Source organism: Bacillus amyloliquefaciens DSM 7 = ATCC 23350, assembly GCF_000196735.1.
Classification (GTDB): domain Bacteria; phylum Bacillota; class Bacilli; order Bacillales; family Bacillaceae; genus Bacillus; species Bacillus amyloliquefaciens.
In genome coordinates, this window is the sequence record NC_014551.1 from 562,501 (window position 1) to 581,967 (window position 19,467).

The 19,467-nt window shown below is 44.2% G+C and carries 25 protein-coding genes, 2 tRNA genes, 2 rRNA genes and 2 pseudogenes (1 of these 31 only partly in view); 23 read left to right on the forward strand and 8 right to left on the reverse strand.

The genetic code is table 11. The features are described from left to right. From BAMF_RS23100 to tsaD, 9 genes and pseudogenes are all read left to right on the forward strand, one after another. A 23S ribosomal RNA gene (locus BAMF_RS23100) occupies positions 1 to 375 on the forward strand (it extends 2,555 nt beyond the left edge of the window). Between the two features lie 51 nt (positions 376 to 426). Beyond that, positions 427 to 542 (forward strand): 5S ribosomal RNA (gene rrf / locus BAMF_RS23105). Between the two features lie 19 nt (positions 543 to 561). Continuing rightward, positions 562 to 638: transfer RNA gene (locus tag BAMF_RS23110), tRNA-Met, on the forward strand. Positions 639 to 649: 11 nt separating this feature from the next. Next, positions 650 to 726 (forward strand) — tRNA-Asp (locus BAMF_RS23115). Between the two features lie 179 nt (positions 727 to 905). Then, a pseudogene (gene thiL / locus BAMF_RS23120) lies at positions 906 to 1,881 on the forward strand (thiamine-phosphate kinase). A 15-nt stretch (positions 1,882 to 1,896) separates the two neighbouring features. Beyond that, positions 1,897 to 2,373 (forward strand): tRNA (adenosine(37)-N6)-threonylcarbamoyltransferase complex ATPase subunit type 1 TsaE, encoded by a 477-nt coding sequence (gene tsaE / locus BAMF_RS23125; protein WP_013351177.1) that lies wholly within the window; start codon positions 1,897 to 1,899, stop codon positions 2,371 to 2,373. Next, positions 2,354 to 3,043 carry a tRNA (adenosine(37)-N6)-threonylcarbamoyltransferase complex dimerization subunit type 1 TsaB gene (gene tsaB / locus BAMF_RS23130; RefSeq protein ID WP_013351178.1) on the forward strand — a complete coding sequence of 230 codons (690 nt, stop codon included), beginning with the start codon at positions 2,354 to 2,356 and terminating at the stop codon, positions 3,041 to 3,043. The genes tsaE and tsaB overlap by 20 nt, the downstream gene beginning before the upstream one ends. A gap of 10 nt (positions 3,044 to 3,053) precedes the next feature. Then, entirely contained in the window at positions 3,054 to 3,509 is a 456-nt protein-coding gene (gene rimI, locus BAMF_RS23135) for a ribosomal protein S18-alanine N-acetyltransferase (RefSeq protein WP_013351179.1), read from the forward strand. Continuing rightward, positions 3,502 to 4,542, forward strand: a complete 1,041-nt coding sequence (tsaD, locus tag BAMF_RS23140) for a tRNA (adenosine(37)-N6)-threonylcarbamoyltransferase complex transferase subunit TsaD (protein WP_013351180.1) — start codon at positions 3,502 to 3,504, stop codon at positions 4,540 to 4,542. The genes rimI and tsaD overlap by 8 nt, the downstream gene beginning before the upstream one ends. Positions 4,543 to 4,766: 224 nt before the next feature. On the opposite strand, the gene BAMF_RS23145 is transcribed toward tsaD, so the two are convergent. Continuing rightward, entirely contained in the window at positions 4,767 to 6,695 is a 1,929-nt protein-coding gene (locus BAMF_RS23145) for an ABC-F family ATP-binding cassette domain-containing protein (protein ID WP_013351181.1), read from the reverse strand. Positions 6,696 to 6,834: 139 nt separating this feature from the next. On the opposite strand from BAMF_RS23145, the gene moaC reads away from it, so the two are divergent. Genes moaC through tatC form a run of 4 tightly spaced genes read left to right on the forward strand, consistent with a single transcriptional unit; the run spans position 6,835 to position 8,948 of the window. Beyond that, positions 6,835 to 7,347, forward strand: a complete 513-nt coding sequence (gene moaC / locus BAMF_RS23150; protein WP_003155986.1) for a cyclic pyranopterin monophosphate synthase MoaC — start codon at positions 6,835 to 6,837, stop codon at positions 7,345 to 7,347. Next, on the forward strand, positions 7,344 to 7,991 hold the full coding sequence (locus tag BAMF_RS23155) for a redox-sensing transcriptional repressor Rex (protein ID WP_013351182.1): 648 nt from the start codon (positions 7,344 to 7,346) through the stop codon (positions 7,989 to 7,991). The genes moaC and BAMF_RS23155 overlap by 4 nt, the downstream gene beginning before the upstream one ends. 18 nt (positions 7,992 to 8,009) lie before the next feature. Continuing rightward, positions 8,010 to 8,180 (forward strand): twin-arginine translocase TatA/TatE family subunit, encoded by a 171-nt coding sequence (locus tag BAMF_RS23160; RefSeq protein ID WP_003155981.1) that lies wholly within the window; start codon positions 8,010 to 8,012, stop codon positions 8,178 to 8,180. Between the two features lie 6 nt (positions 8,181 to 8,186). Continuing rightward, positions 8,187 to 8,948: a twin-arginine translocase subunit TatC gene (tatC, locus tag BAMF_RS23165; protein WP_088030482.1), complete on the forward strand. Its 762-nt coding sequence runs from the start codon at positions 8,187 to 8,189 to the stop codon at positions 8,946 to 8,948. Positions 8,949 to 8,986: 38 nt separating this feature from the next. Here tatC and BAMF_RS23170 read toward each other — a convergent pair whose 3' ends face one another. Both BAMF_RS23170 and BAMF_RS23175 read right to left on the reverse strand, forming a co-directional pair. Continuing rightward, the gene (locus BAMF_RS23170) at positions 8,987 to 9,178 is read right to left on the reverse strand and encodes a YdiK family protein (RefSeq protein ID WP_003155975.1); all 192 of its coding nucleotides are present in this window, start codon (positions 9,176 to 9,178) and stop codon (positions 8,987 to 8,989) included. Beyond that, a complete protein-coding gene (locus BAMF_RS23175; protein WP_013351184.1) occupies positions 9,175 to 9,909 on the reverse strand; it encodes a CPBP family intramembrane glutamic endopeptidase in 735 nt (244 codons plus the stop codon). Before BAMF_RS23175 ends, BAMF_RS23170 begins: the two co-directional genes overlap by 4 nt. Positions 9,910 to 10,145: 236 nt before the next feature. Between BAMF_RS23175 and groES the strand changes: the two genes are divergently transcribed. Continuing rightward, a complete protein-coding gene (gene groES, locus BAMF_RS23180; RefSeq protein WP_013351185.1) occupies positions 10,146 to 10,430 on the forward strand; it encodes a co-chaperone GroES in 285 nt (94 codons plus the stop codon). A 41-nt stretch (positions 10,431 to 10,471) separates the two neighbouring features. Further along, positions 10,472 to 12,106, forward strand: coding sequence for a chaperonin GroEL (groL, locus tag BAMF_RS23185; protein ID WP_013351186.1), 1,635 nt, complete (start codon positions 10,472 to 10,474; stop codon positions 12,104 to 12,106). Between the two features lie 78 nt (positions 12,107 to 12,184). On the opposite strand, the gene BAMF_RS23190 is transcribed toward groL, so the two are convergent. The 5 genes from BAMF_RS23190 to BAMF_RS23210 form a co-directional block, all read right to left on the reverse strand. After that, the gene (locus BAMF_RS23190; protein ID WP_013351187.1) at positions 12,185 to 13,396 is read right to left on the reverse strand and encodes a site-specific integrase; all 1,212 of its coding nucleotides are present in this window, start codon (positions 13,394 to 13,396) and stop codon (positions 12,185 to 12,187) included. An 11-nt stretch (positions 13,397 to 13,407) separates the two neighbouring features. Further along, positions 13,408 to 13,881 carry an ImmA/IrrE family metallo-endopeptidase gene (locus BAMF_RS23195; RefSeq protein ID WP_041481597.1) on the reverse strand — a complete coding sequence of 158 codons (474 nt, stop codon included), beginning with the start codon at positions 13,879 to 13,881 and terminating at the stop codon, positions 13,408 to 13,410. A gap of 191 nt (positions 13,882 to 14,072) precedes the next feature. After that, the gene (locus tag BAMF_RS23200; protein WP_013351188.1) at positions 14,073 to 14,420 is read right to left on the reverse strand and encodes a DUF4064 domain-containing protein; all 348 of its coding nucleotides are present in this window, start codon (positions 14,418 to 14,420) and stop codon (positions 14,073 to 14,075) included. 13 nt (positions 14,421 to 14,433) lie between these two features. Further along, entirely contained in the window at positions 14,434 to 14,955 is a 522-nt protein-coding gene (locus tag BAMF_RS23205; RefSeq protein ID WP_013351189.1) for a hypothetical protein, read from the reverse strand. A 267-nt stretch (positions 14,956 to 15,222) separates the two neighbouring features. Further along, positions 15,223 to 15,603, reverse strand: a complete 381-nt coding sequence (locus BAMF_RS23210) for a helix-turn-helix domain-containing protein (protein ID WP_013351190.1) — start codon at positions 15,601 to 15,603, stop codon at positions 15,223 to 15,225. Positions 15,604 to 15,772: 169 nt separating this feature from the next. On the opposite strand from BAMF_RS23210, the gene BAMF_RS23215 reads away from it, so the two are divergent. The 8 genes and pseudogenes from BAMF_RS23215 (at position 15,773) to BAMF_RS23250 (ending at position 19,465) form a co-directional block, all read left to right on the forward strand. Further along, positions 15,773 to 16,015 carry a helix-turn-helix transcriptional regulator gene (locus BAMF_RS23215; protein ID WP_041481598.1) on the forward strand — a complete coding sequence of 81 codons (243 nt, stop codon included), beginning with the start codon at positions 15,773 to 15,775 and terminating at the stop codon, positions 16,013 to 16,015. Positions 16,016 to 16,027: 12 nt separating this feature from the next. Further along, entirely contained in the window at positions 16,028 to 16,342 is a 315-nt protein-coding gene (locus tag BAMF_RS23220) for a hypothetical protein (RefSeq protein ID WP_041481599.1), read from the forward strand. Next, the gene (locus tag BAMF_RS23225) at positions 16,339 to 17,109 is read left to right on the forward strand and encodes a phage antirepressor (RefSeq protein WP_013351191.1); all 771 of its coding nucleotides are present in this window, start codon (positions 16,339 to 16,341) and stop codon (positions 17,107 to 17,109) included. Before BAMF_RS23220 ends, BAMF_RS23225 begins: the two co-directional genes overlap by 4 nt. A gap of 109 nt (positions 17,110 to 17,218) precedes the next feature. Next, the gene (locus tag BAMF_RS23230) at positions 17,219 to 17,791 is read left to right on the forward strand and encodes a helix-turn-helix domain-containing protein (RefSeq protein WP_003155916.1); all 573 of its coding nucleotides are present in this window, start codon (positions 17,219 to 17,221) and stop codon (positions 17,789 to 17,791) included. After that, positions 17,788 to 18,045, forward strand: a complete 258-nt coding sequence (locus BAMF_RS23235) for a YqaH family protein (RefSeq protein ID WP_013351192.1) — start codon at positions 17,788 to 17,790, stop codon at positions 18,043 to 18,045. Before BAMF_RS23230 ends, BAMF_RS23235 begins: the two co-directional genes overlap by 4 nt. After that, complete coding sequence (locus BAMF_RS23240; RefSeq protein WP_013351193.1) at positions 18,042 to 18,239, forward strand: YqaI family protein; 198 nt, start codon at positions 18,042 to 18,044, stop codon at positions 18,237 to 18,239. The genes BAMF_RS23235 and BAMF_RS23240 overlap by 4 nt, the downstream gene beginning before the upstream one ends. A 101-nt stretch (positions 18,240 to 18,340) precedes the next feature. Next, positions 18,341 to 18,526 carry a hypothetical protein gene (locus BAMF_RS23245; protein WP_013351194.1) on the forward strand — a complete coding sequence of 62 codons (186 nt, stop codon included), beginning with the start codon at positions 18,341 to 18,343 and terminating at the stop codon, positions 18,524 to 18,526. Then, positions 18,526 to 19,465 (forward strand): annotated as a pseudogene (locus BAMF_RS23250) (YqaJ viral recombinase family nuclease). The gene BAMF_RS23245 and the pseudogene BAMF_RS23250 overlap by 1 nt, the downstream one beginning before the upstream one ends. The last annotated feature ends 2 nt before the right edge of the window (positions 19,466 to 19,467 follow it).

The window sequence follows — 19,467 nt, forward strand, 5'->3', positions numbered from 1 at the left end:
GGCTGTAGTCGGTCCCAAGGGTTGGGCTGTTCGCCCATTAAAGCGGTACGCGAGCTGGGTTCAGAACGTCGTGAGACAGTTCGGTCCCTATCCGTCGCGGGCGCAGGAAATTTGAGAGGAGCTGTCCTTAGTACGAGAGGACCGGGATGGACGCACCGCTGGTGTACCAGTTGTTCTGCCAAGGGCATCGCTGGGTAGCTATGTGCGGACGGGATAAGTGCTGAAAGCATCTAAGCATGAAGCCCCCCTCAAGATGAGATTTCCCATTCCGCAAGGAAGTAAGATCCCTGAAAGATGATCAGGTTGATAGGTCTGAGGTGGAGGTGTGGCGACACATGGAGCTGACAGATACTAATCGATCGAGGACTTAACCTAATTTGAATGTATGCTTCCTGTTATCTAGTTTTGAGAGAACACTCTCAATGGTTTGGTGGCGATAGCGAAGAGGTCACACCCGTTCCCATGCCGAACACGGAAGTTAAGCTCTTCAGCGCCGATGGTAGTCGGGGGTTTCCCCCTGTGAGAGTAGGACGCCGCCAAGCTTTTCTAAAATTTTATCATCGCGGGGTGGAGCAGTTCGGTAGCTCGTCGGGCTCATAACCCGAAGGTCGCAGGTTCAAATCCTGCCCCCGCAACCAAAAATAAAAATGGTCCGGTAGTTCAGTTGGTTAGAATGCCTGCCTGTCACGCAGGAGGTCGCGGGTTCGAGTCCCGTCCGGACCGCCATTTTCATTGTAAACGAAACGATCATGTTTTCGTTTTTTTTGTGTTTTCTTTTAAATGCTGGCAGCTTGGTATCTAACCAAGCTTTCTTTTATATCGTTAAAGTCTTGGATATTGAAACATAATCCGATACACTAGAAAGAGCTGTTCACAAGAGCGTCAGAAAGGGAGACGGGAGAAACATGGACGAGTTTGATTTGATTCACAGTATTACGCCGCATACGCATTATCATCCTTCCGTCAATGTAGGGATCGGTGATGATGGTGCAGTTTATACAGCATCATCTCATATGCAGCAAATTGTCTGCCTTGATACGATGGTGGAGGATGTCCATTTTAAATCAGAGTATTCCTCTCCTCAAGATATCGGTTATAAGGCGCTTGCTGTTAACATTAGTGATGTGGCGGCGATGGGAGGCATTCCGAAGTTTTATCTGGTATCTCTTGCGGTTCCTTCTTGCTGGCAGAAAGCTGATGTCCAGGCAATGTATGAAGGGATGGCGGAACTGGCGAAACTATACCGGATGGATTTGATCGGAGGAGATACCGTCTCCGCTTCCGGTCAAGCCGTTATTACTGTTACTGTCATCGGAGAAGTCGAAAAGGATCGCGCTTGTCTGCGAAGCTCGGCAAGGCCCGGGGATGTTGTTTTTGTTACGGGAGATATCGGTTCGTCCGCAGCTGGGCTGTCTCTTTTATTGGGAGAAACACCTCCCTCTGCTTTTCACACGAGTGATTATTTTATCAAAAAACATAAACGGCCCGTTCCGAGGGTCCAGGTCGGCCGCTTTTGCTCCCAGCTTCAGCGAGCGGCTCTGAATGATATCAGTGACGGATTGGCCAGTGAGCTGCATGAAATAGCTGAGTCAAGTTCAGTTACGATAGAAATTGAAGAACAGCTTCTGCCCGTGCATCCGGATTTACCTGAGGCGGATCCTCAGTGGGAGAAATGGGTGTTATTCGGCGGTGAAGATTTTGAATTGGTTGGAACGGTATCAGCAAGAGTGGACTTCTTTGCTTGATTACTGCACTCAATCAGGCATTCCGATTGCTAAGATTGGAGCAGTTTCTGAACGGAAGGAAGCAAGTGTTCTTATGACAGCCAATGATCAGAGACAAATCGTCCTTGAGAAAAAAGGATACAATCATTTTAAATAAGACGGGTGACTCACTTTGAAGACATTACAATGGAGAACGAAAAACCCCGAAGAAACAAAAGCCGTTGCCAAGCTTGCCGCTTCTTTGGCAAAGCCGGGAGATATTCTGACACTGGAAGGCGACTTAGGCGCGGGAAAAACGACTTTTACAAAGGGTTTTGCCGAAGGTCTGGGGATCACGAGAGTGGTAAACAGCCCGACTTTCACAATTATAAAAGAATACCATGACGGTTCGCTTCCTCTATATCATATGGATGTTTATCGCATGGAGGATGAAAGCGAAGACTTGGGACTTGAAGAATACTTTGAGGGACAAGGCGTCTGTTTAATTGAATGGGCTCATTTAATTCAGGAGCAGCTGCCTGTCGAACGGCTGCAGATCGTCATCAAGAGAGCCGGTGATGAGGAAAGGGACATTACCTTTACGGCTTGCGGAACACGGTATGAAACGCTTTGTGAGGAGATAAGTAAACATGACAATACTGGCAATTGATACGTCAAATTACACGCTGGGTGCCGCGCTCGTTCGTGAAAAAACGGTGATGGCGGAGTATATTACATATTTAAAAAAGAATCATTCCGTGCGGGCGATGCCTGCTGTCAATTCATTGCTGGCGGATTGCGGTTTAACACCGCAGGACCTTACGAAAATAGTAGTGGCGAAAGGGCCGGGATCGTACACAGGTGTCAGAATCGGTGTGACGCTGGCGAAGACATTGGCCTGGTCGCTGAAGCTTCCGATTTCCGCTGTATCGAGCCTGGAGGTGCTGGCGGCTAACGGACGGCACTTTCAAGGGCTGATCTGCCCGTTATTTGACGCCCGTCGCGGACAAGTGTATACGGGTCTTTATGAATATCAGGACGGCCGATTACAATCCGTTCTTCCTGACCAGAATGTGCTTTTGACTGATTGGCTTGGCATGCTGAGAGAAAAAGCGTCTCCGGTTTTATTTTTAGGGCACGATACAGCCATTCATGAAGAAACCATTAAACATGAATTGGCTTCTCAAGCAGTGATAGGAACGGCTGCGCAGCATAATCCGCGGCCGTCAGAGCTGGCGTTTTTAGGCTTGGAAAAAGAAGAAGCGGATGTCCACAGCCTTGTTCCGGATTATTTGCGTCTGGCAGAGGCTGAAGCGAAATGGATGGAATCTCAAAAATAGGGTGATGGGGATGAAAACGAAAACGGCGATTCGAAGCATGCGGCCGGAAGATATTGATCAAATTTATGAAATTGAAACAGCATCCTTCACTTCTCCGTGGACGAAGGATTCATTTTATCATGAGCTTTTGGAAAATCCGTATGCGCACTACCTTGTCATTGAAAAGGACGGCTGTCTGGCAGGTTATTGCGGAATCTGGATTATTATAGATGACGCGCAGATTACGAACATAGCCATTAAGCCGGAATACCGGGGCCAATCATTGGGAGAAGCGCTGTTTGGCTCTGCGATAGAATTGTGCAGAGAAAAAAAGGCAAGAAGGCTCTCTCTCGAAGTCAGGGTCTCAAATCATCCCGCCCAATCCTTATATAAAAAATTCGGTCTTCAGGCCGGAGGAATCAGAAAACAATACTATACAGATAACGGGGAAGATGCGTTATTAATGTGGGTGACATTACATGAGTGAAAAACAAGATATATATGTATTAGGAATCGAAACAAGCTGTGATGAAACAGCGGCTTCAGTCGTGAAAAACGGGAAAGACATCATTTCAAACGTTGTCGCTTCTCAAATTGAAAGCCATAAACGGTTCGGCGGGGTCGTACCTGAAATTGCGTCCAGACATCATGTGGAACAGATTACCCTTGTGATTGAGGAAGCTCTTTTACAAGCGGAGTTGGGCTTAGATGACCTTGACGCGATTGCCGTAACGGAAGGACCGGGTCTTGTCGGGGCTCTTTTAATCGGCGTCAATGCGGCAAAGGCGTTAAGCTTCGCCCATCAAATTCCGTTAGTCGGCGTTCATCATATTGCCGGCCATATTTATGCAAACAGGCTGATAGGAGAGCTTCAGTTCCCGGCGCTTGCTTTGGTTGTGTCGGGCGGACATACGGAATTGGTCTATATGAAAGAGCACGGTTCCTTCGATGTTATCGGTGAAACGCTGGACGATGCAGCAGGTGAAGCATACGACAAAGTGGCAAGAACGATGGGGCTTCCTTATCCGGGAGGACCGCAGATTGATAAGCTGGCTGCTGTGGGAACGGACTCCATTCCGCTTCCGCGCGCGTGGCTGGAAGAAGGGTCTTACAATTTCAGCTTCAGCGGCTTGAAGTCAGCCGTGATTAACACGCTTCATAACGCCTCGCAAAAAAATGAGGTGATTCCTCCGGAGGATCTTGCCGCGAGCTTTCAGCAGAGTGTCATTGATGTACTGACGGCAAAAACCTCTAAGGCCGCGAAAGAATACGGGGTTAAACAAGTGCTGCTTGCAGGGGGCGTAGCCGCGAACAAGGGCTTGAGAGCCGCGCTGCAGCAGGAATTCAGCCATGCGGGAGATCCTGAACTTATCATCCCGCCGCTTTCTTTATGCACGGACAATGCAGCGATGATTGCGGCTGCCGGAACTGTTGCTTTTGAAAAGGGGATTCGGGGTTCATACGATATGAACGGACAGCCTGGTTTGGAATTAATGTCTTTTGATCGTCTCACGTTGTAAAACGTGAGGCTTTTTTTTGACTTATTAACAGATAATTCAAACATATCCACAGGATTGTGTATATATTCAGAAATCCATACTGGATAAGGGGCTGCGAGTTGTGAGTAAAGTGGATAAAATCAGAAAATTTTGTGGATAGTGTGTATAAAGCGCTTACTTAAATGGCTGACAAGGAAGAAAGCTGTGGATAAAAAAGCACCCCTTAAAGAGGTGCTTGACTTTTACTATTCTTCTGATGAGAGTTCTTCCCATTCCGCTAATAATTGTTCCAGCTCTTGATTCAGAGCTTCGTTCTCAGCGTGAATGGTCTGTACTTTTTCATGATCCTGATACACCTCAGGGTCGCACAGCAGCTCCTCATTGGCGCTGATTTTCTCTTCGGCGGATGAGACGGCCGCTTCGATTTCTTCAATGCGTCTCAGGCGCTGCCGCTCTTTCTTCTTCCATTCTTTTTCTTCTTCATATGTTCTTTTCGTGTCTTGTTTGACCTTGCCGGCAGGCTGTGCTTGCTCCTTTTCCTGCCGCTTCATTTCTTCCAGTTCCAGCTGCTGGGCTTTTTTCTCGGTGTAATAGTCATAGTCTCCCAAATATTCTTCTGCATGGTCTTGAGACAGCTCCAGCACTCTTGTGGCGATCCTGTTAATAAAGTAGCGGTCATGCGATACAAATAACAGTGTGCCCGGATAGTCGATCAGGGCGTTTTCCAGCACTTCTTTACTGTCCAGGTCAAGGTGGTTTGTCGGTTCATCAAGGATGAGAAAGTTTGCTTTTTGAAGCATCAGCTTGGCAAGCGCGACTCTTGCTTTCTCACCGCCGCTTAAAGAACGGACCGGTTTCAGGACATCGTCTCCGCTGAACAGAAAATTGCCGAGGCATGTCCTGATCTCTTTTTCCGGCATGTCCGGATATTCATCCCACAGCTCGTCCAAAACGCGTTTGGACGAGGTCAGTTCGGCCTGCTCCTGATCGTAGTAGCCGATTGTGACATTGGAACCGTACGAGATCGACCCGGATTCGGGACTGAGCGTGTTCATAATGGTTTTCAGCAAGGTTGACTTGCCGATTCCGTTGGGTCCGACAAGGGCGGCGCTTTCGCCTCTTGTAACGCCGAAGGTCAGGTTTTTCAAGAGCGGAGGCTGGCCGTCGTAGCTGATGGAGACATCCTGTACGCGAAGCACGTCGTTGCCGCTCTGTTTTGTAATTTCAAAACGGAAGGCCGCTGATTTTTCATCACCGAGCGGCTTTGCCATGACATCCATCCGTTCAAGCTGTTTTCGTCTGCTCTGGGCTCTTTTCGTTGTTGATGCTCTGGCCAGATTGCGGTCGACAAAATCTTGAAGCTTGGCGATTTCGTCCTGCTGTTTTTCATACAGCTTCAGGTCTTTCTCGTACTGCTCGGCTTTTTGTTCTAAATAGGCGCTGTAGTTGCCGAGGTATTTTTTGCTTTCTGTCCGTGAGACCTCGTACACTTGGCTGACGACTTTATCAAGAAAGTATCTGTCGTGGGAGACGATCAGGATGGCGCCAGAATATCCCTGTAAATAATGCTCAAGCCATGTGAGCGTGTCGATGTCGAGATGGTTCGTCGGTTCATCCAAAATAAGCAGATCAGGCTGGGTCAAAAGGAGCTTTCCGAGAGCAAGCCTTGTTTTCTGACCGCCGCTCAGGCTTTGCACTATCACGGAATCGTCAAATTTGCCGAAGCCGAGGCCGTGAAGGACAGACCGGACATCCGCTTCATATTGATAGCCGCCTTTATTCTTGAAGTCCTGCTGAAGCCTGTCATAGGTTTTCATCAGCGTCTCAAGCTCCGCCGGGGCGGCAGTGGCCATCTTTTCTTCAATAGAGCGCATTTCTTTTTCCATTGCTTTCAGGAAATCAAAAACACTCAGCAATTCTTCTTTTATGGTAAGCTGAGATTCCATGCCTGTGTGCTGGGCAAGGTATCCCATCGTTAATTCTTTCGGTTTGATTAATTCACCCTTTTCATATGAAAGGTGACCTGCGATAATTTTAAGGAGAGTTGATTTGCCGGCTCCGTTTCTGCCTACAATGGCGATGCGATCCCGGGATCTGACTTCAAGCTTTATATTGTTTAAAATAGGATCAGCGCCAAAAGATTTGGATAGCTGATTAATTTGTAAGATCATCATATTATTTCACCTCTGTTATAATAAGTTAAGTGTAGCTTATCAACCTGCTGTCAGCAAACAATACATCAGAATTGGAACATTATAGGATAAGACATCAGGGAGAAAATAGTGTATGATCAGAAGTAAGGAGAGTTTAAATATGAATGGATTTTCTCATTTTAATGAAGAAGGCCGTGCCCGCATGGTGGATATAAGCGATAAATCTTCAACAGTCCGTACTGCCGCTGCGATATCGAGCGTACACATGAAGCATGACGTGTACAGCAGAATCAAAAACCGGGAGATCGGAAAAGGAGACGTGCTGGCTGTCGCACAGGTGGCCGGAATCATGGCTGCAAAGCAGACGTCAGCGATTATCCCGATGTGCCACCCGCTTTCTTTAAGCAGCGTCGACATTTCATTCGGCTGGGAGGAAAAGGATTCCGAAGCCGTTCTTCATATACAGGCAAGCGTAAAAACGAAAGGGAGTACAGGTGTGGAAATGGAAGCGCTAACTTCCGCTTCAGTCTGCGCATTGACCGTTTATGACATGTGCAAGGCGCTGGATAAAGGAATGGTCATCGGCCCGACCTGCCTCATGGAAAAAACGGGCGGCAAAAACGGTGATTTTAAAAGAGATGCATCTGAGTATAAAGTGGAGGACCAATCATGAACAAGGATCAATCAAAAATTCCGCAGGCGACGGCAAAACGGCTGCCGCTTTATTATCGCTTTTTAAAGAATTTACACGCGTCAGGAAAGCAGCGTGTTTCCTCAGCTGAACTGAGCGATGCGGTAAAAGTCGATTCGGCCACGATCCGCCGGGATTTTTCCTATTTTGGGGCGCTCGGCAAAAAAGGATACGGCTATAATGTGGATTACCTGCTGTCATTTTTCAGAAAAACACTGGATCAGGATGAAACGACAAATGTCATTTTGATCGGTGTCGGGAATTTAGGGACAGCGTTTCTTCACTATAATTTCACAAAAAATAATAACACAAAAATATCTATGGCTTTTGATGTGAATCAGAGTAAAATAGGAACTGAGGTAGGCGGTGTGCCTGTCTTTGATCTTGATGATTTAGAGCTTCACATTAAGGATGAACCCGTGGCGATTCTCACCGTTCCGGCGGTTGCCGCTCAGTCAATCACCGACCGGCTCGTGGCGCTCGGAATCAAGGGAATCCTTAACTTTACGCCGGCCCGTTTGAATGTGCCGGATCACATTCGAATTCATCATATAGATTTAGCTGTAGAGCTTCAATCATTGGTTTATTTCTTAAAGCATTATTCTGTTTTGGAAGAAATTGAATAACGAAAGGAGGAGCTGCACATGATCGGTCCTGGAAGCCTGGCGGTTATCGGTGTGGTGGCGGTGATTATTTTCGGTCCGAAGAAGCTTCCCGAATTAGGAAAAGCTGCGGGGGACACGCTTCGAGAATTTAAGAACGCTACTAAAGGATTAGCCGGTGAAGAAGAGGAAAAAAAGAAAGAAGAACAGTAAGATAGGATGACACGTATGAGAGTGAATCAAATGACGCTTGTGGAGCATATTGCCGAACTTCGGAAACGATTGCTGATTGTGGCGTTATCCTTTGCGGTTTTCTTTATTGCCGGCTTTTTTCTGGCAAAACCTATCATTGTGTATCTTCAAAAAGCCGATGAAGTAAAAGAGCTCACCCTTAATGCTTTTAACCTGACGGATCCGCTGTTTATCTTTTTGCAGTTCGCGTTTATTATCGGCATCATTTTGACTTCGCCGATTATTCTATATCAGATTTGGGCGTTTGTCAGTCCGGGGCTGTATGAGAAGGAACGCAAAGTAACACTCAGCTATATTCCGATTTCAATCGTGCTGTTTGTCAGCGGTGTGTCATTTTCTTATTATATTTTATTTCCGCTGGTCGTTGATTTTATGAAGCGGGTTTCGAATGACTTGGATGTCAATCAGGTGATCGGAATCAGCGAGTACTTTCATTTTCTGCTGCAGCTGACAATTCCGTTCGGGCTGCTGTTTCAGATGCCGGTGCTGATCATGTTTTTGACGAGGCTCGGTGTTGTAACGCCGATGTTTTTATCGAAAATCAGGAAGTACGCGTATTTTGTGCTGCTTGTGATCGCCGCGATGATTGCGCCGCCTGAGCTGCTGTCTCACATGATGATTACGATTCCGCTTTGCATTTTATACGAGATCAGTATTCTTATTTCAAAAGCCGCATATCGGAAAAAGCAGACCGGCAGCAGCGAATCTGACCAGGATGTATCAGCATAAAAAAAGCCATTTCTCAATGATGAGAAATGGCTTTTCTTTTATTTTTGATTTTTCTTCACTTTAAATGAGAAAGCGAACATTTTAAACGAGATGCTGATATTATAAGCGGCGAAAACCATCAGCAGTATGGAATAAAAAGACCACATGCTTCCCGGCGAGCTTGCGGCCAAATACGTAAAGATACAGCCGACTGCGAAATAAATCAAGCCCCAAGTCATTGGGTTCCTCATACAAACAATCCTCCAATAATTAATTGCATTTGCTCACTATGCTGTTCAATATATTTTTGGGCGGGGCCGAGCTGCATGACCACGACAATGGTATTCATCATGACATGGGCGAATATCGGCACAATAATCCGTTTCGTCTGCACATACAAGAACGCAAAGGTAAAGCCCATGGCCGTGTAAAGCAGCAGGTGTGTGAGGTCCTGGTGCACAATGCCGAAAATGACGGAACTGATCAGTCCGGCGATAAAGAAATTCGTTTTTTCATATAATACACCGAAGATGATCTTCCGGAAAATGATTTCTTCAAGAATCGGACCGACGATAGAAGAAACGATAATCATAAGCGGCATGGCTTTGATAATGTTGAGAATGGCTTTCGTGTTTTCCGAACCGCTGTTCACGTGAAAGACATACTGCTCAATCATCCCGGCAATTCCCTGAGAAAATAAAGCGAGCCATATTCCCGCGACCGCCCAAAGAATGGACATGCCGGCGGATGCTTTCTTCCCGTTTCTTAATGTCTGCTTCGGCGCGGTTCTCAAAATCAGGAGAACGATAATCAGGCAGATAAAAAAGCTTACGACGGAATAAATCCCCTGAGCCATGGTGAGATTCGCATTCGTAGGCTGCCCGCCCGCATAGCCGAATCTGTACATTAAAGGAATGCCGATCAATGCGGAAAGCTGCATGATAACATATGTCAAAATGATATACCAATACTGTTTTCTCAAATGATATGTACTCCTTTATCCTATAAAATCAACTTATTTGTTCTTATTGTAACACAAGTGAACTTGACGTGAAAAAAGGAGAAAATCGGTGTAAGAGAGAATCATGTAAGCGTGAAAATTTTTTATTCTTATGACTTGAAATTGGAAGTGAGATTCTTTATTATAATAAATGTGTTAGCACTCTTTAGAGCTGAGTGCTAAAATTACATATTCATACTATTGAGGAGGTTATTACATTGTTAAAGCCATTAGGTGATCGCGTTGTCATTGAACTCGTAGAATCTGAAGAAAAAACTGCCAGCGGAATCGTATTACCGGATTCTGCAAAAGAAAAGCCGCAAGAAGGCAAAATCGTGGCAGCTGGTTCAGGTCGCGTGTTGGAAAGCGGAGAGCGCGTTGCTTTAGAAGTAAAAGAGGGCGACCGCATTATCTTCTCAAAATACGCCGGTACTGAAGTGAAATACGAAGGTGCTGAATACTTAATCTTACGTGAAAGCGACATTTTAGCTGTTATCGGCTAAGCAAATAAATATTTTTAAAAATTCGAGGAGGTTTCGTTAACATGGCAAAAGATATTAAGTTTAGTGAAGAAGCACGCCGCGCTATGCTTCGCGGTGTCGATGCGCTTGCTGACGCTGTAAAAGTAACTTTAGGGCCAAAAGGACGCAACGTGGTTCTGGAGAAAAAATTCGGTTCTCCGTTAATTACAAATGACGGTGTGACAATCGCAAAAGAAATTGAACTTGAAGATGCGTTTGAAAACATGGGTGCGAAGCTTGTAGCTGAAGTAGCCAGCAAAACAAACGACGTTGCCGGTGACGGTACGACGACTGCGACTGTGCTTGCACAGGCTATGATCCGCGAAGGCCTTAAAAACGTAACTGCGGGAGCTAATCCTGTCGGCGTGCGTAAAGGTATGGAACAAGCCGTAACCGTGGCAATCGAAAACTTAAAAGAAATTTCTAAGCCGATCGAAGGCAAAGAGTCTATCGCTCAGGTTGCTGCAATCTCTGCTGCTGATGAGGAAGTCGGAAGCCTTATCGCTGAAGCAATGGAGCGCGTAGGAAACGACGGCGTTATCACAATCGAAGAGTCTAAAGGCTTCACAACTGAGCTTGAAGTGGTTGAAGGTATGCAATTCGACCGCGGATATGCGTCTCCTTACATGGTGACTGACTCTGATAAGATGGAAGCGGTTCTTGATAATCCTTACATCTTAATCACAGACAAAAAAATCACAAACATTCAAGAAATCCTTCCTGTGCTTGAGCAAGTTGTACAGCAAGGCAAACCATTGCTTCTGATCGCTGAAGATGTTGAAGGTGAAGCTCTTGCTACACTCGTTGTCAACAAACTTCGCGGCACATTCAACGCTGTTGCCGTTAAAGCTCCTGGCTTCGGTGACCGTCGTAAAGCAATGCTTGAAGACATCTCTGTTCTTACTGGCGGAGAAGTCATCACAGAAGATTTAGGTCTTGACCTGAAATCTACTGAAATCGGACAATTGGGACGCGCTTCTAAAGTTGTGGTAACGAAAGAAAACACAACAATCGTAGAAGGCGCCGGCGATACTGAAAAAATTGCTGCACGCGTCAACCAAATCCGTGCTCAAGTGGAAGAAACAACTTCTGAATTCGACAGAGAAAAATTACAAGAGCGTCTTGCGAAACTTGCTGGCGGCGTAGCTGTCATCAAAGTCGGCGCTGCGACTGAAACTGAGCTGAAAGAGCGTAAACTTCGCATCGAAGACGCCCTCAACTCAACTCGCGCAGCTGTTGAAGAAGGCATCGTATCCGGCGGTGGTACAGCGCTTGTCAACGTATATAACAAAGTCGCTGCAGTTGAAGCTGAAGGCGATGCGCAAACAGGTATCAACATCGTGCTTCGCGCGCTTGAAGAGCCGATCCGTCAAATCGCGCACAACGCTGGTCTTGAAGGATCTGTCATCGTTGAGCGCCTGAAAAACGAAGAAATCGGCGTAGGCTTCAACGCTGCAACTGGCGAATGGGTAAACATGATCGAAAAAGGAATCGTTGACCCGACAAAAGTTACACGTTCTGCACTTCAAAACGCAGCTTCTGTAGCAGCAATGCTATTAACAACTGAAGCGGTTGTTGCTGACAAACCAGAAGAAAATGCCGGCGGCGCAGGAATGCCTGACATGGGCGGCATGGGCGGTATGGGCGGAATGATGTAAAGAATGCCGAAACCCCTTGATTTCAAGGGGTTTTTCTTTTTGTTTTATGAAATTGGTCACATTTTGGTCACATAGGAGTCATGATAACTGTATTTTCATTGAGAGGTCACCTATGAAAGAATTGAATTTTTGCGAAGTTCTTTCTTTGGTTTTTCTAGTAGTGTGTAAATAGACTTTTTTCGTTATGTCATCATTTTGATGGCCTAATATTTTTTGTATCTCTTCTAAAGGTACATCTGCTTCAGCAGCAAGCGAAGTGAATGTGTGCCTAAAAGTATGCTGGGTAATATGTTTGTTTATGTCCATCCGTTTTAAAATCCTTCTCATTCTGGTATCCATCTTTTTAATGTTCTCAGGGTGGCCGTCAGGACGAGCGAATATAAAATCATCATCACTGAATGTTCGCCCATTCGCATATGCTATTTTAGCTTGTTTGAGCTTCAGTCTTTTCAACAAAGATGCTAAAAAGTCCGATAAAGGTACATCTCTAACAGCAGCTGGCGTTTTCGGTGGCAGCAGTTCATAGTCAGATGCTTTGTTTGATGGGCAATAAAGCGTTTTGGTAACTCGAAATGTTTTGAGGTCGTCTCCTTCTAAAGTTAAGTCTCTCCATTTGCCGGCCAATCGCTCCCCGGAACGAGTGCCTGTAAATGCAGCCATGCAGAAATATTCAAAGTCGAGAAAAAGGCCGTGTTTCTCTGTAAGGTCTAAAAACTCTACAAGTTCTTCTCCTTCAAGAAAGTTTTCGGCTTCTTCTTGTGATTCAATATCTTCTACTGTAAGCTTTGGACGCTGAGGTTTTACAAATTCCGTCGGGCTTTTGCTTATGATGTCCTCTTGTCTCGCATATTTGAAGATCATGCTTGCTGTAGTGTGGATACCACTTATTGTATTGAAGGAATAATTTTCCTCCCTTAGATAATCTAAAAACTTTTGATAAACACCCCTGGTTATGTCTTTAATTTTCATTTTTCCGAAGTATTCTTCCAAACTCTCTATTTCACTTTTTCGTGCTCGCAGGGTACTGACTTTGACGGTATGCTTGTATTCTTTGTACCATAGGTCTTTGATTTCCTGAAAAAGAATGTTCTCTTTCCCGACATCAATCCCTGAAATGAGCTTCGTTTTCAATTCAAGATAAGCGGCCTCCGCCGATGCTTTTGATAGGAAACCACGTCTTTTTATTTGTCTGCGTTTTCCTGTTCTTGGATCGCGGCCGTTTTCCATCACAAAATACCAAGTATATCCTTTAGATGAACGCTTTGATTTCTCCTTTTTAAAGACAACCATTTTAATCCTCCTTAACGATAGTTTAATTTATTAAAGTAAATTCTTAGTCTCTTTTTTGCAAAATCAAAAGTTACCTTAAAAGTATCTGATACCAACCGTGCAGCGGCTTCCTCATCTGCAGGTAAGTTCATCTGTCGCAGCATGAATGTTGGGACACAAAAGTGATATGAAAAATAACCTGCTTTTGATTCTTGATACTGTTTCCAGTGGGGCGGCATAAGCTCGTTGTCGCCGCCCTCTAATAAGATGTGCCATAATTCGTGAGCTAAATCCGATCGTTGCTGTTGATAGCTTAATCGGTTGTTTATGCCTACGATATGAACCCCCGCAATATCTAACATATAACTTTCTCGATCATCAAAAAGTACAAATACATTGAGCTTCCTGCATAATTTAACAAGTTTAAGTTCTGAAGGCGTTGTTATTTTGTGTTCCCTGAGAAAACTTTCGATCCAATCCTCTAAGTGACTTTGCGTATACCCCATGTTGTAATTGACCCCCTCATTACCTTGTCAATGCTTAAATTGTGGAAAATCTGTTTGATTGTATGTAATTATAGGGGAAAAATGTACCATTTTACACCGGTAAATGCGTCCATAAATAGATTAAAGTGGCATTATAAAGAACGTTTGTTCTGTATTTACTGGAAAAGAAAAGCCCTTTCAAGGGCCTTTCTTTAAGCTGCTGTCGTTACTGTTTTATCTTTTCTGACAAGTCCCATGATACCAGGGATAATAAGAAGAACAGCAGGTAGTAAATAGAAGAGGGATATACAAATCAATCCACCGATTCCTGAAATGAGAAGTAATACTCCACCGACTTTAGGTTTCTTCTTAACTACAACTGAAGCAACGATGCCTAAGATTGATAAGAAAACAGCGCCCCAGCCCAAACCAATTATATCGCTTGTGCCACTTGAATTAAAAGAGGCATCGAGTCCACCGATAATTAATGCCATAATTGCTCCAATAAAACCGAAAATTCCGCCCAATAAGCCTAAAACAAATTCTGTTGTTCTTTTCATTGTTAACTCTCCCTTACTTAACTGGTACAGTGATTGTTACTGCTTTAGTTTTCATGAAGTCATCTGTGACCACATCACCGAAATTTAATTTGATTTCTTTGACTTTATCAACATCAATTTCTTTTCCGTCCGGCGCTGAAAACTCAAGTACACCTTCCTGTTTCACTCCGCCTTGAACGTCTCCGCCGACTTCTCCGTCAGTCAGGAACATATTTGCCGATAATTGCATGCTGCCAATGACTGCATTACCTTGATCGGGATAAAAAGTAAGGACTTTTCCTGTAGTGTTTTCAATGTTAAGCCCAACATTTATTTTATCTTTCATAATCTTGACGTCGCCTAGGTTAACTTTCATTCCTAGTGCTTCTGTAGATTGCTTACTAGCGTCAATCTTTTTGGAGCTGTCGTCTTTCTTCTCTTCAGTTTTTTTGTCTTTTGAATCACTGCTGCCAGTAGAGACATCGTCTGTCGACCCGCATGCTGCTAAAGCTAGAGCCAAGCCCAGAGACATGAATAAAACTAACCACTTTTTCAACCTGATTCCCCCAGTTCATATAATAGAATACCTATATATAATCGACTATAATTGTTGAAAGTTCAAGGGGTAATTACCAATTTTGCTAATAATTTCATGAGGCGTGCTAAAAAAGCTAAGTTCATTTGAAAGGAAAATAACTGAAGGTTTCATTACAAGCTTCGCTTTAAAAATTAAAGTTGAACATCAGTCAACTTAACACTAAACTTTAAAAATTAAAGCGATCTGTTCAGCATTATTTAAACTAAACAAAACAATAATAAATAATTAATTCTTATCTTCATTCTTCTTTTTGAATCTCTCTTCAATAATTTTTTCGATTCCGTCAATGCGCCTTAATGCGTCAGCAAGAATCTCCTCTTTTTCACTATCAGAGAACTCCCGACCATCGACAGCGGCAAAACGAACGTCATTATGTTTACGGAGTTCTCTGGCCTTATCTCTATAATGATCTTCGCCTCTGAGCAAAAAATCTATAGAAACATCAAAGAAATCCGCAATTTTAACAAGTGTCTCATGGTCCGGTTCTCTTTTGCCCTGTTCGTATGATGCGTATGTTGTGCGGGCAATGCCTAAATTATCTGCAACCTCTTGTTGATTTAATTTTCTCCCCACTCGGAGCTCTTTAAGTCTAAATGAAAAATTCATAGTATCGCCTCATCACGTTTTTAGAACTACCTACATTATAACTACACAATAAGCGTAGTAATATAGATTACTCGAAAAGAGTCATTTTTTTAAAAAAGGGGTTTACAAGACTCGAATTGCGTAGTATATTTAACTCAACGACACGAAATGAGTTATGGAGGTGAACAACATGCCTGCAATTGTAAGGGATTGGTTAAAGCAAATACGATTATCCCAAAATCTTACCCAAAAACAAGTTGCTGATAGAGCGGGCATCGCAAGAACAACATACGCATCTATTGAGCAAGGCGAAAGAAATGCTGGTGTCTCAACAGCTAAGGCTATCGCGCAGGTTCTTGGATTCCATTGGACCCTTTTTTTTGACGAGGAACTACGCGTTTCGAGTAGTGAACTCAAATTCAACACAGCATAGGAGGTTAAAAGCATGTTCACTATGCAATACGACGACAAATTCATTGATCAGATCGCTGCCAAAATTGCTGATAGAGCAACAGAGATGTTGGTAGAGCGGCTCAGCTCTTTGAACGAGCTTCCTCACATCTTGACGAGAACTGAAGCGATGGAGGTGCTGCGGTGCGGTCCCACTAAAATGTCGGAACTGATGGCCCGTCCGGATTTTCCGGTTAACGAAGAATGTGGCAAAAAAATCCCTACGACTTTGCTTTTTAAATGGATTGAGAGCAACACGCGTTGGGTTGCTGAGAACACCGCATACTATCAGAAAGGAGCTTCGGCATGAATAATTTACAAACATTCAAAAATGAAATTTTCGAAGTTGCAGCCAAAATTGAGAATGATCAAATCCTTTTTGATGCCGAGCAAGTTGCTCGGAACTTAGGCCTCACTACCGTTGCCAAAAGTGGCAACGTGACAATCCGATGGAGCCGTGTGAATACTTACCTTCCGGATAACTTTCCAGAAGTAGAGAAAGGTGATTTTATTCCTGAACCATTGGTGTACAAGCTGGCTTTTAGAGCATCTAATCAAATTGCCGAACAATTTCAAGATTGGTTAGCCTTTGAAGTTATACCCACAATCAGAAAAACCGGGGGATATGTCGCAAATGATGAACAGTTCATTCAGACGTATTTGTCCAACGCAGACGAAAATACCAAATTATTTTTCAAAACAACTCTTCACGCACTAAAGGAGCAAAATAAGCAAATTGAATCTATGAAGCCAAAAGCTCTTTTCGCCGAATCCGTGGAAGCATCTGAATCATCTGTGCTTGTTGGCGAGTTAGCGAAAATCATTCAACAGAACGGCGTAAAGATTGGACCTAACAAGTTATTTCAATGGCTCCGTGATAATGGTTATTTAATTCGTAAGACAGGCGAGTCTTTCAATCTACCAACACAGCGAAGTATGGATTTGGGTCTCTTTGAAATTAAGAAGAGAACAATGAATAACCCTGATGGTTCAATTAGAACTACCCGAACGCCAAAGGTTACGGGAAAAGGTCAGATTTATTTTGTGAATAAATTCATTTCATCAGAAACAGCTTGAAACAATCTCCACAAATTTGGGGAGATTAATGTTCGAGAAAAGGACAAGCTTGTCCCTTCATTAATTAAATTTTACCAGTGAATAACTGGATATATCAGGAGGCAAACATATGGAGAACAACCCATACAATTTGCATAATCTACCCCGGATCATGCGTAGTGTCCGCAAAGCGGCAGGACTTGCACAGTATCAGATTGGTAATTTGATAGGGGGGAAAGATCAGCGGTATGTTTCGGACGTTGAAAATGGATTCAGTAAGCTTACTCCGGAATTATGCATCAAGTGGTTTGAGGCGTGCGAGGCGTACGAACATATTGATCTGGTACATTACCTTTTCAAACTTCACCCGACGACGGCGGCACCAATTGATCCAGCACTTAACGAGAGCGCAAGCGCGGCGGTAATCAATATGATTCATCAGCTTGAAGAAGCATTGCAAGCAACAAGGCATTTAGCGCGCTGGCTGGCAAACGATAGGCCAGGCCGACAACCTGAAGAACTGCCCATGGCCGATATTAAGCAGATTTTTGATCTAATTCCGGCAAACAAAACGCTGATATATTCGCTGGCCCGTAGTCATGGACTGAACATGAAGGAACTGGCTGAAAGGTGGACACGGAAAGCGCTAATGAGTCAGGTTGCAATGGCGAAAACAGAAGAAAGGCAGGCGGTGCTGGTATGAAGATCAATCAGTTTCTTAAATCGGATGCAGATTCAGCAAAAAGAAAAATCGAGTCGGCGGAAGAGCTCTCTATCATGCTATCGGAGGCGTTACGGGATGGCGATTATGAAGAAGCTATCAGTCTTGCAGGGAGCATCAAGGTTCTTACAGAGGATATCAGCCGACTGGCGAATAAAGGGCGCTTACATCAAACCGTTTTAAATATGGCGGCCCGAGGGATTCACCTGAGTGTTGTAAGTAGGTGTTCACAATGAATATTGAAAATCCAATGGTCTTGAACAACTGGCATGACAAGGCGACTGAACCGGAAACAAAAAAGGACTTTTTCGGGGATGAAGTAACGTCAGCAGATAATTATGTAATCGACAGCGGCGAGATGATTTTACAAGACAATCTTAAACGCTATTTAAAGGAACAACTCGGATTTAGGTTTCATTCAGCGCAATAAAAAAGCCCACTTGGCAGAGTGGACTAGGTAAGGCGTTTTGGTAATTGATTGTATTCCTATTATACCAAAACGCCCCATAAAAAACAATGGAGGTTTTATACATGGCTAAACGAATAACAGCATCTTTCAGTGACCGGGCGGACGATCAACAGCGCCTGAGAGAAGTCGGCGGCTCAATCATGTTCAGTAAAGGCAAACCCATATTTTCCTTCCCGTCAATGGACGCATACCGAGAATGGCAGCGGCTTGGTGCGGAAGCATACAAAAGAAAGGCAGGGATTATTTAATGCAAGCAGAGGTTTTCGCTTCGACAGCGGACATGAGTCGGGACGAATGGCTTCTTGAGCGACGGAAGGGCATCGGTGGTTCAGATGCCTCCGTAATCTTGGGGTTAAACAAATGGAGAACCGCATTTGAATTATGGCTGGACAAAACGGGACAAGTCCCGGTCAGTGAGTCAGCCAGTGAGGCGGCTTACTTCGGCTCAATCCTTGAGGACATTGTCGCAAAAGAATTTGAAGTGCGGAGCGGGAAAAAAGTTAGGCGTAAAAGGTCCATGCTGAAGCATCCTGAACATGATTTCATTTTGGCGAATATTGACCGAATGATCGTTGGAGAAAAGGCCATTCTGGAATGTAAGACCACATCGGAATACAACTTGAAAGAATGGGAAAATGACGAGATCCCTGCTGACTATATTGTTCAGGTCCAGCACTATCTTGGAGTGCTTGGTCCCGAGTATAAAAAAGCATACTTTGCTGTTCTGATCGGCGGCAATAAATTCAATTGAGCGGGATGATGAATTAATCGAAATGATATTCACTGCCGAAGTCGAGTTTTGGAATACTGCGGTGTTGGGTGGGGTTGCTCCCGCATTGGACGGATCAAGCGCAGCAGAAGAATATCTGAAAAAAAGGTATGCGGAAACGGAAAGCAACAAGGTTATTGATCTTACAGCGGTAAACCGTGAACGGATAAAGCAGTATTTGCAATTAAAGGAAAGCATCGCTGAATTGCAATTGCAGGCGAAAGAATTAGAAAACCAAATCAAGCACGAAATGAAGGAAGCAGAATACGGATTCATTGGAAACTATCAGACCAGCTGGAAACCGGTTATAACTAACCGGATCGACACTAATAAACTGAAAGAGCAGTTTCCAGATGTATATGAGAAAGTCACAAAAGAAGTTCAATACAGACGCTTTGGAATTAAGGAGGTTAGCTAAAT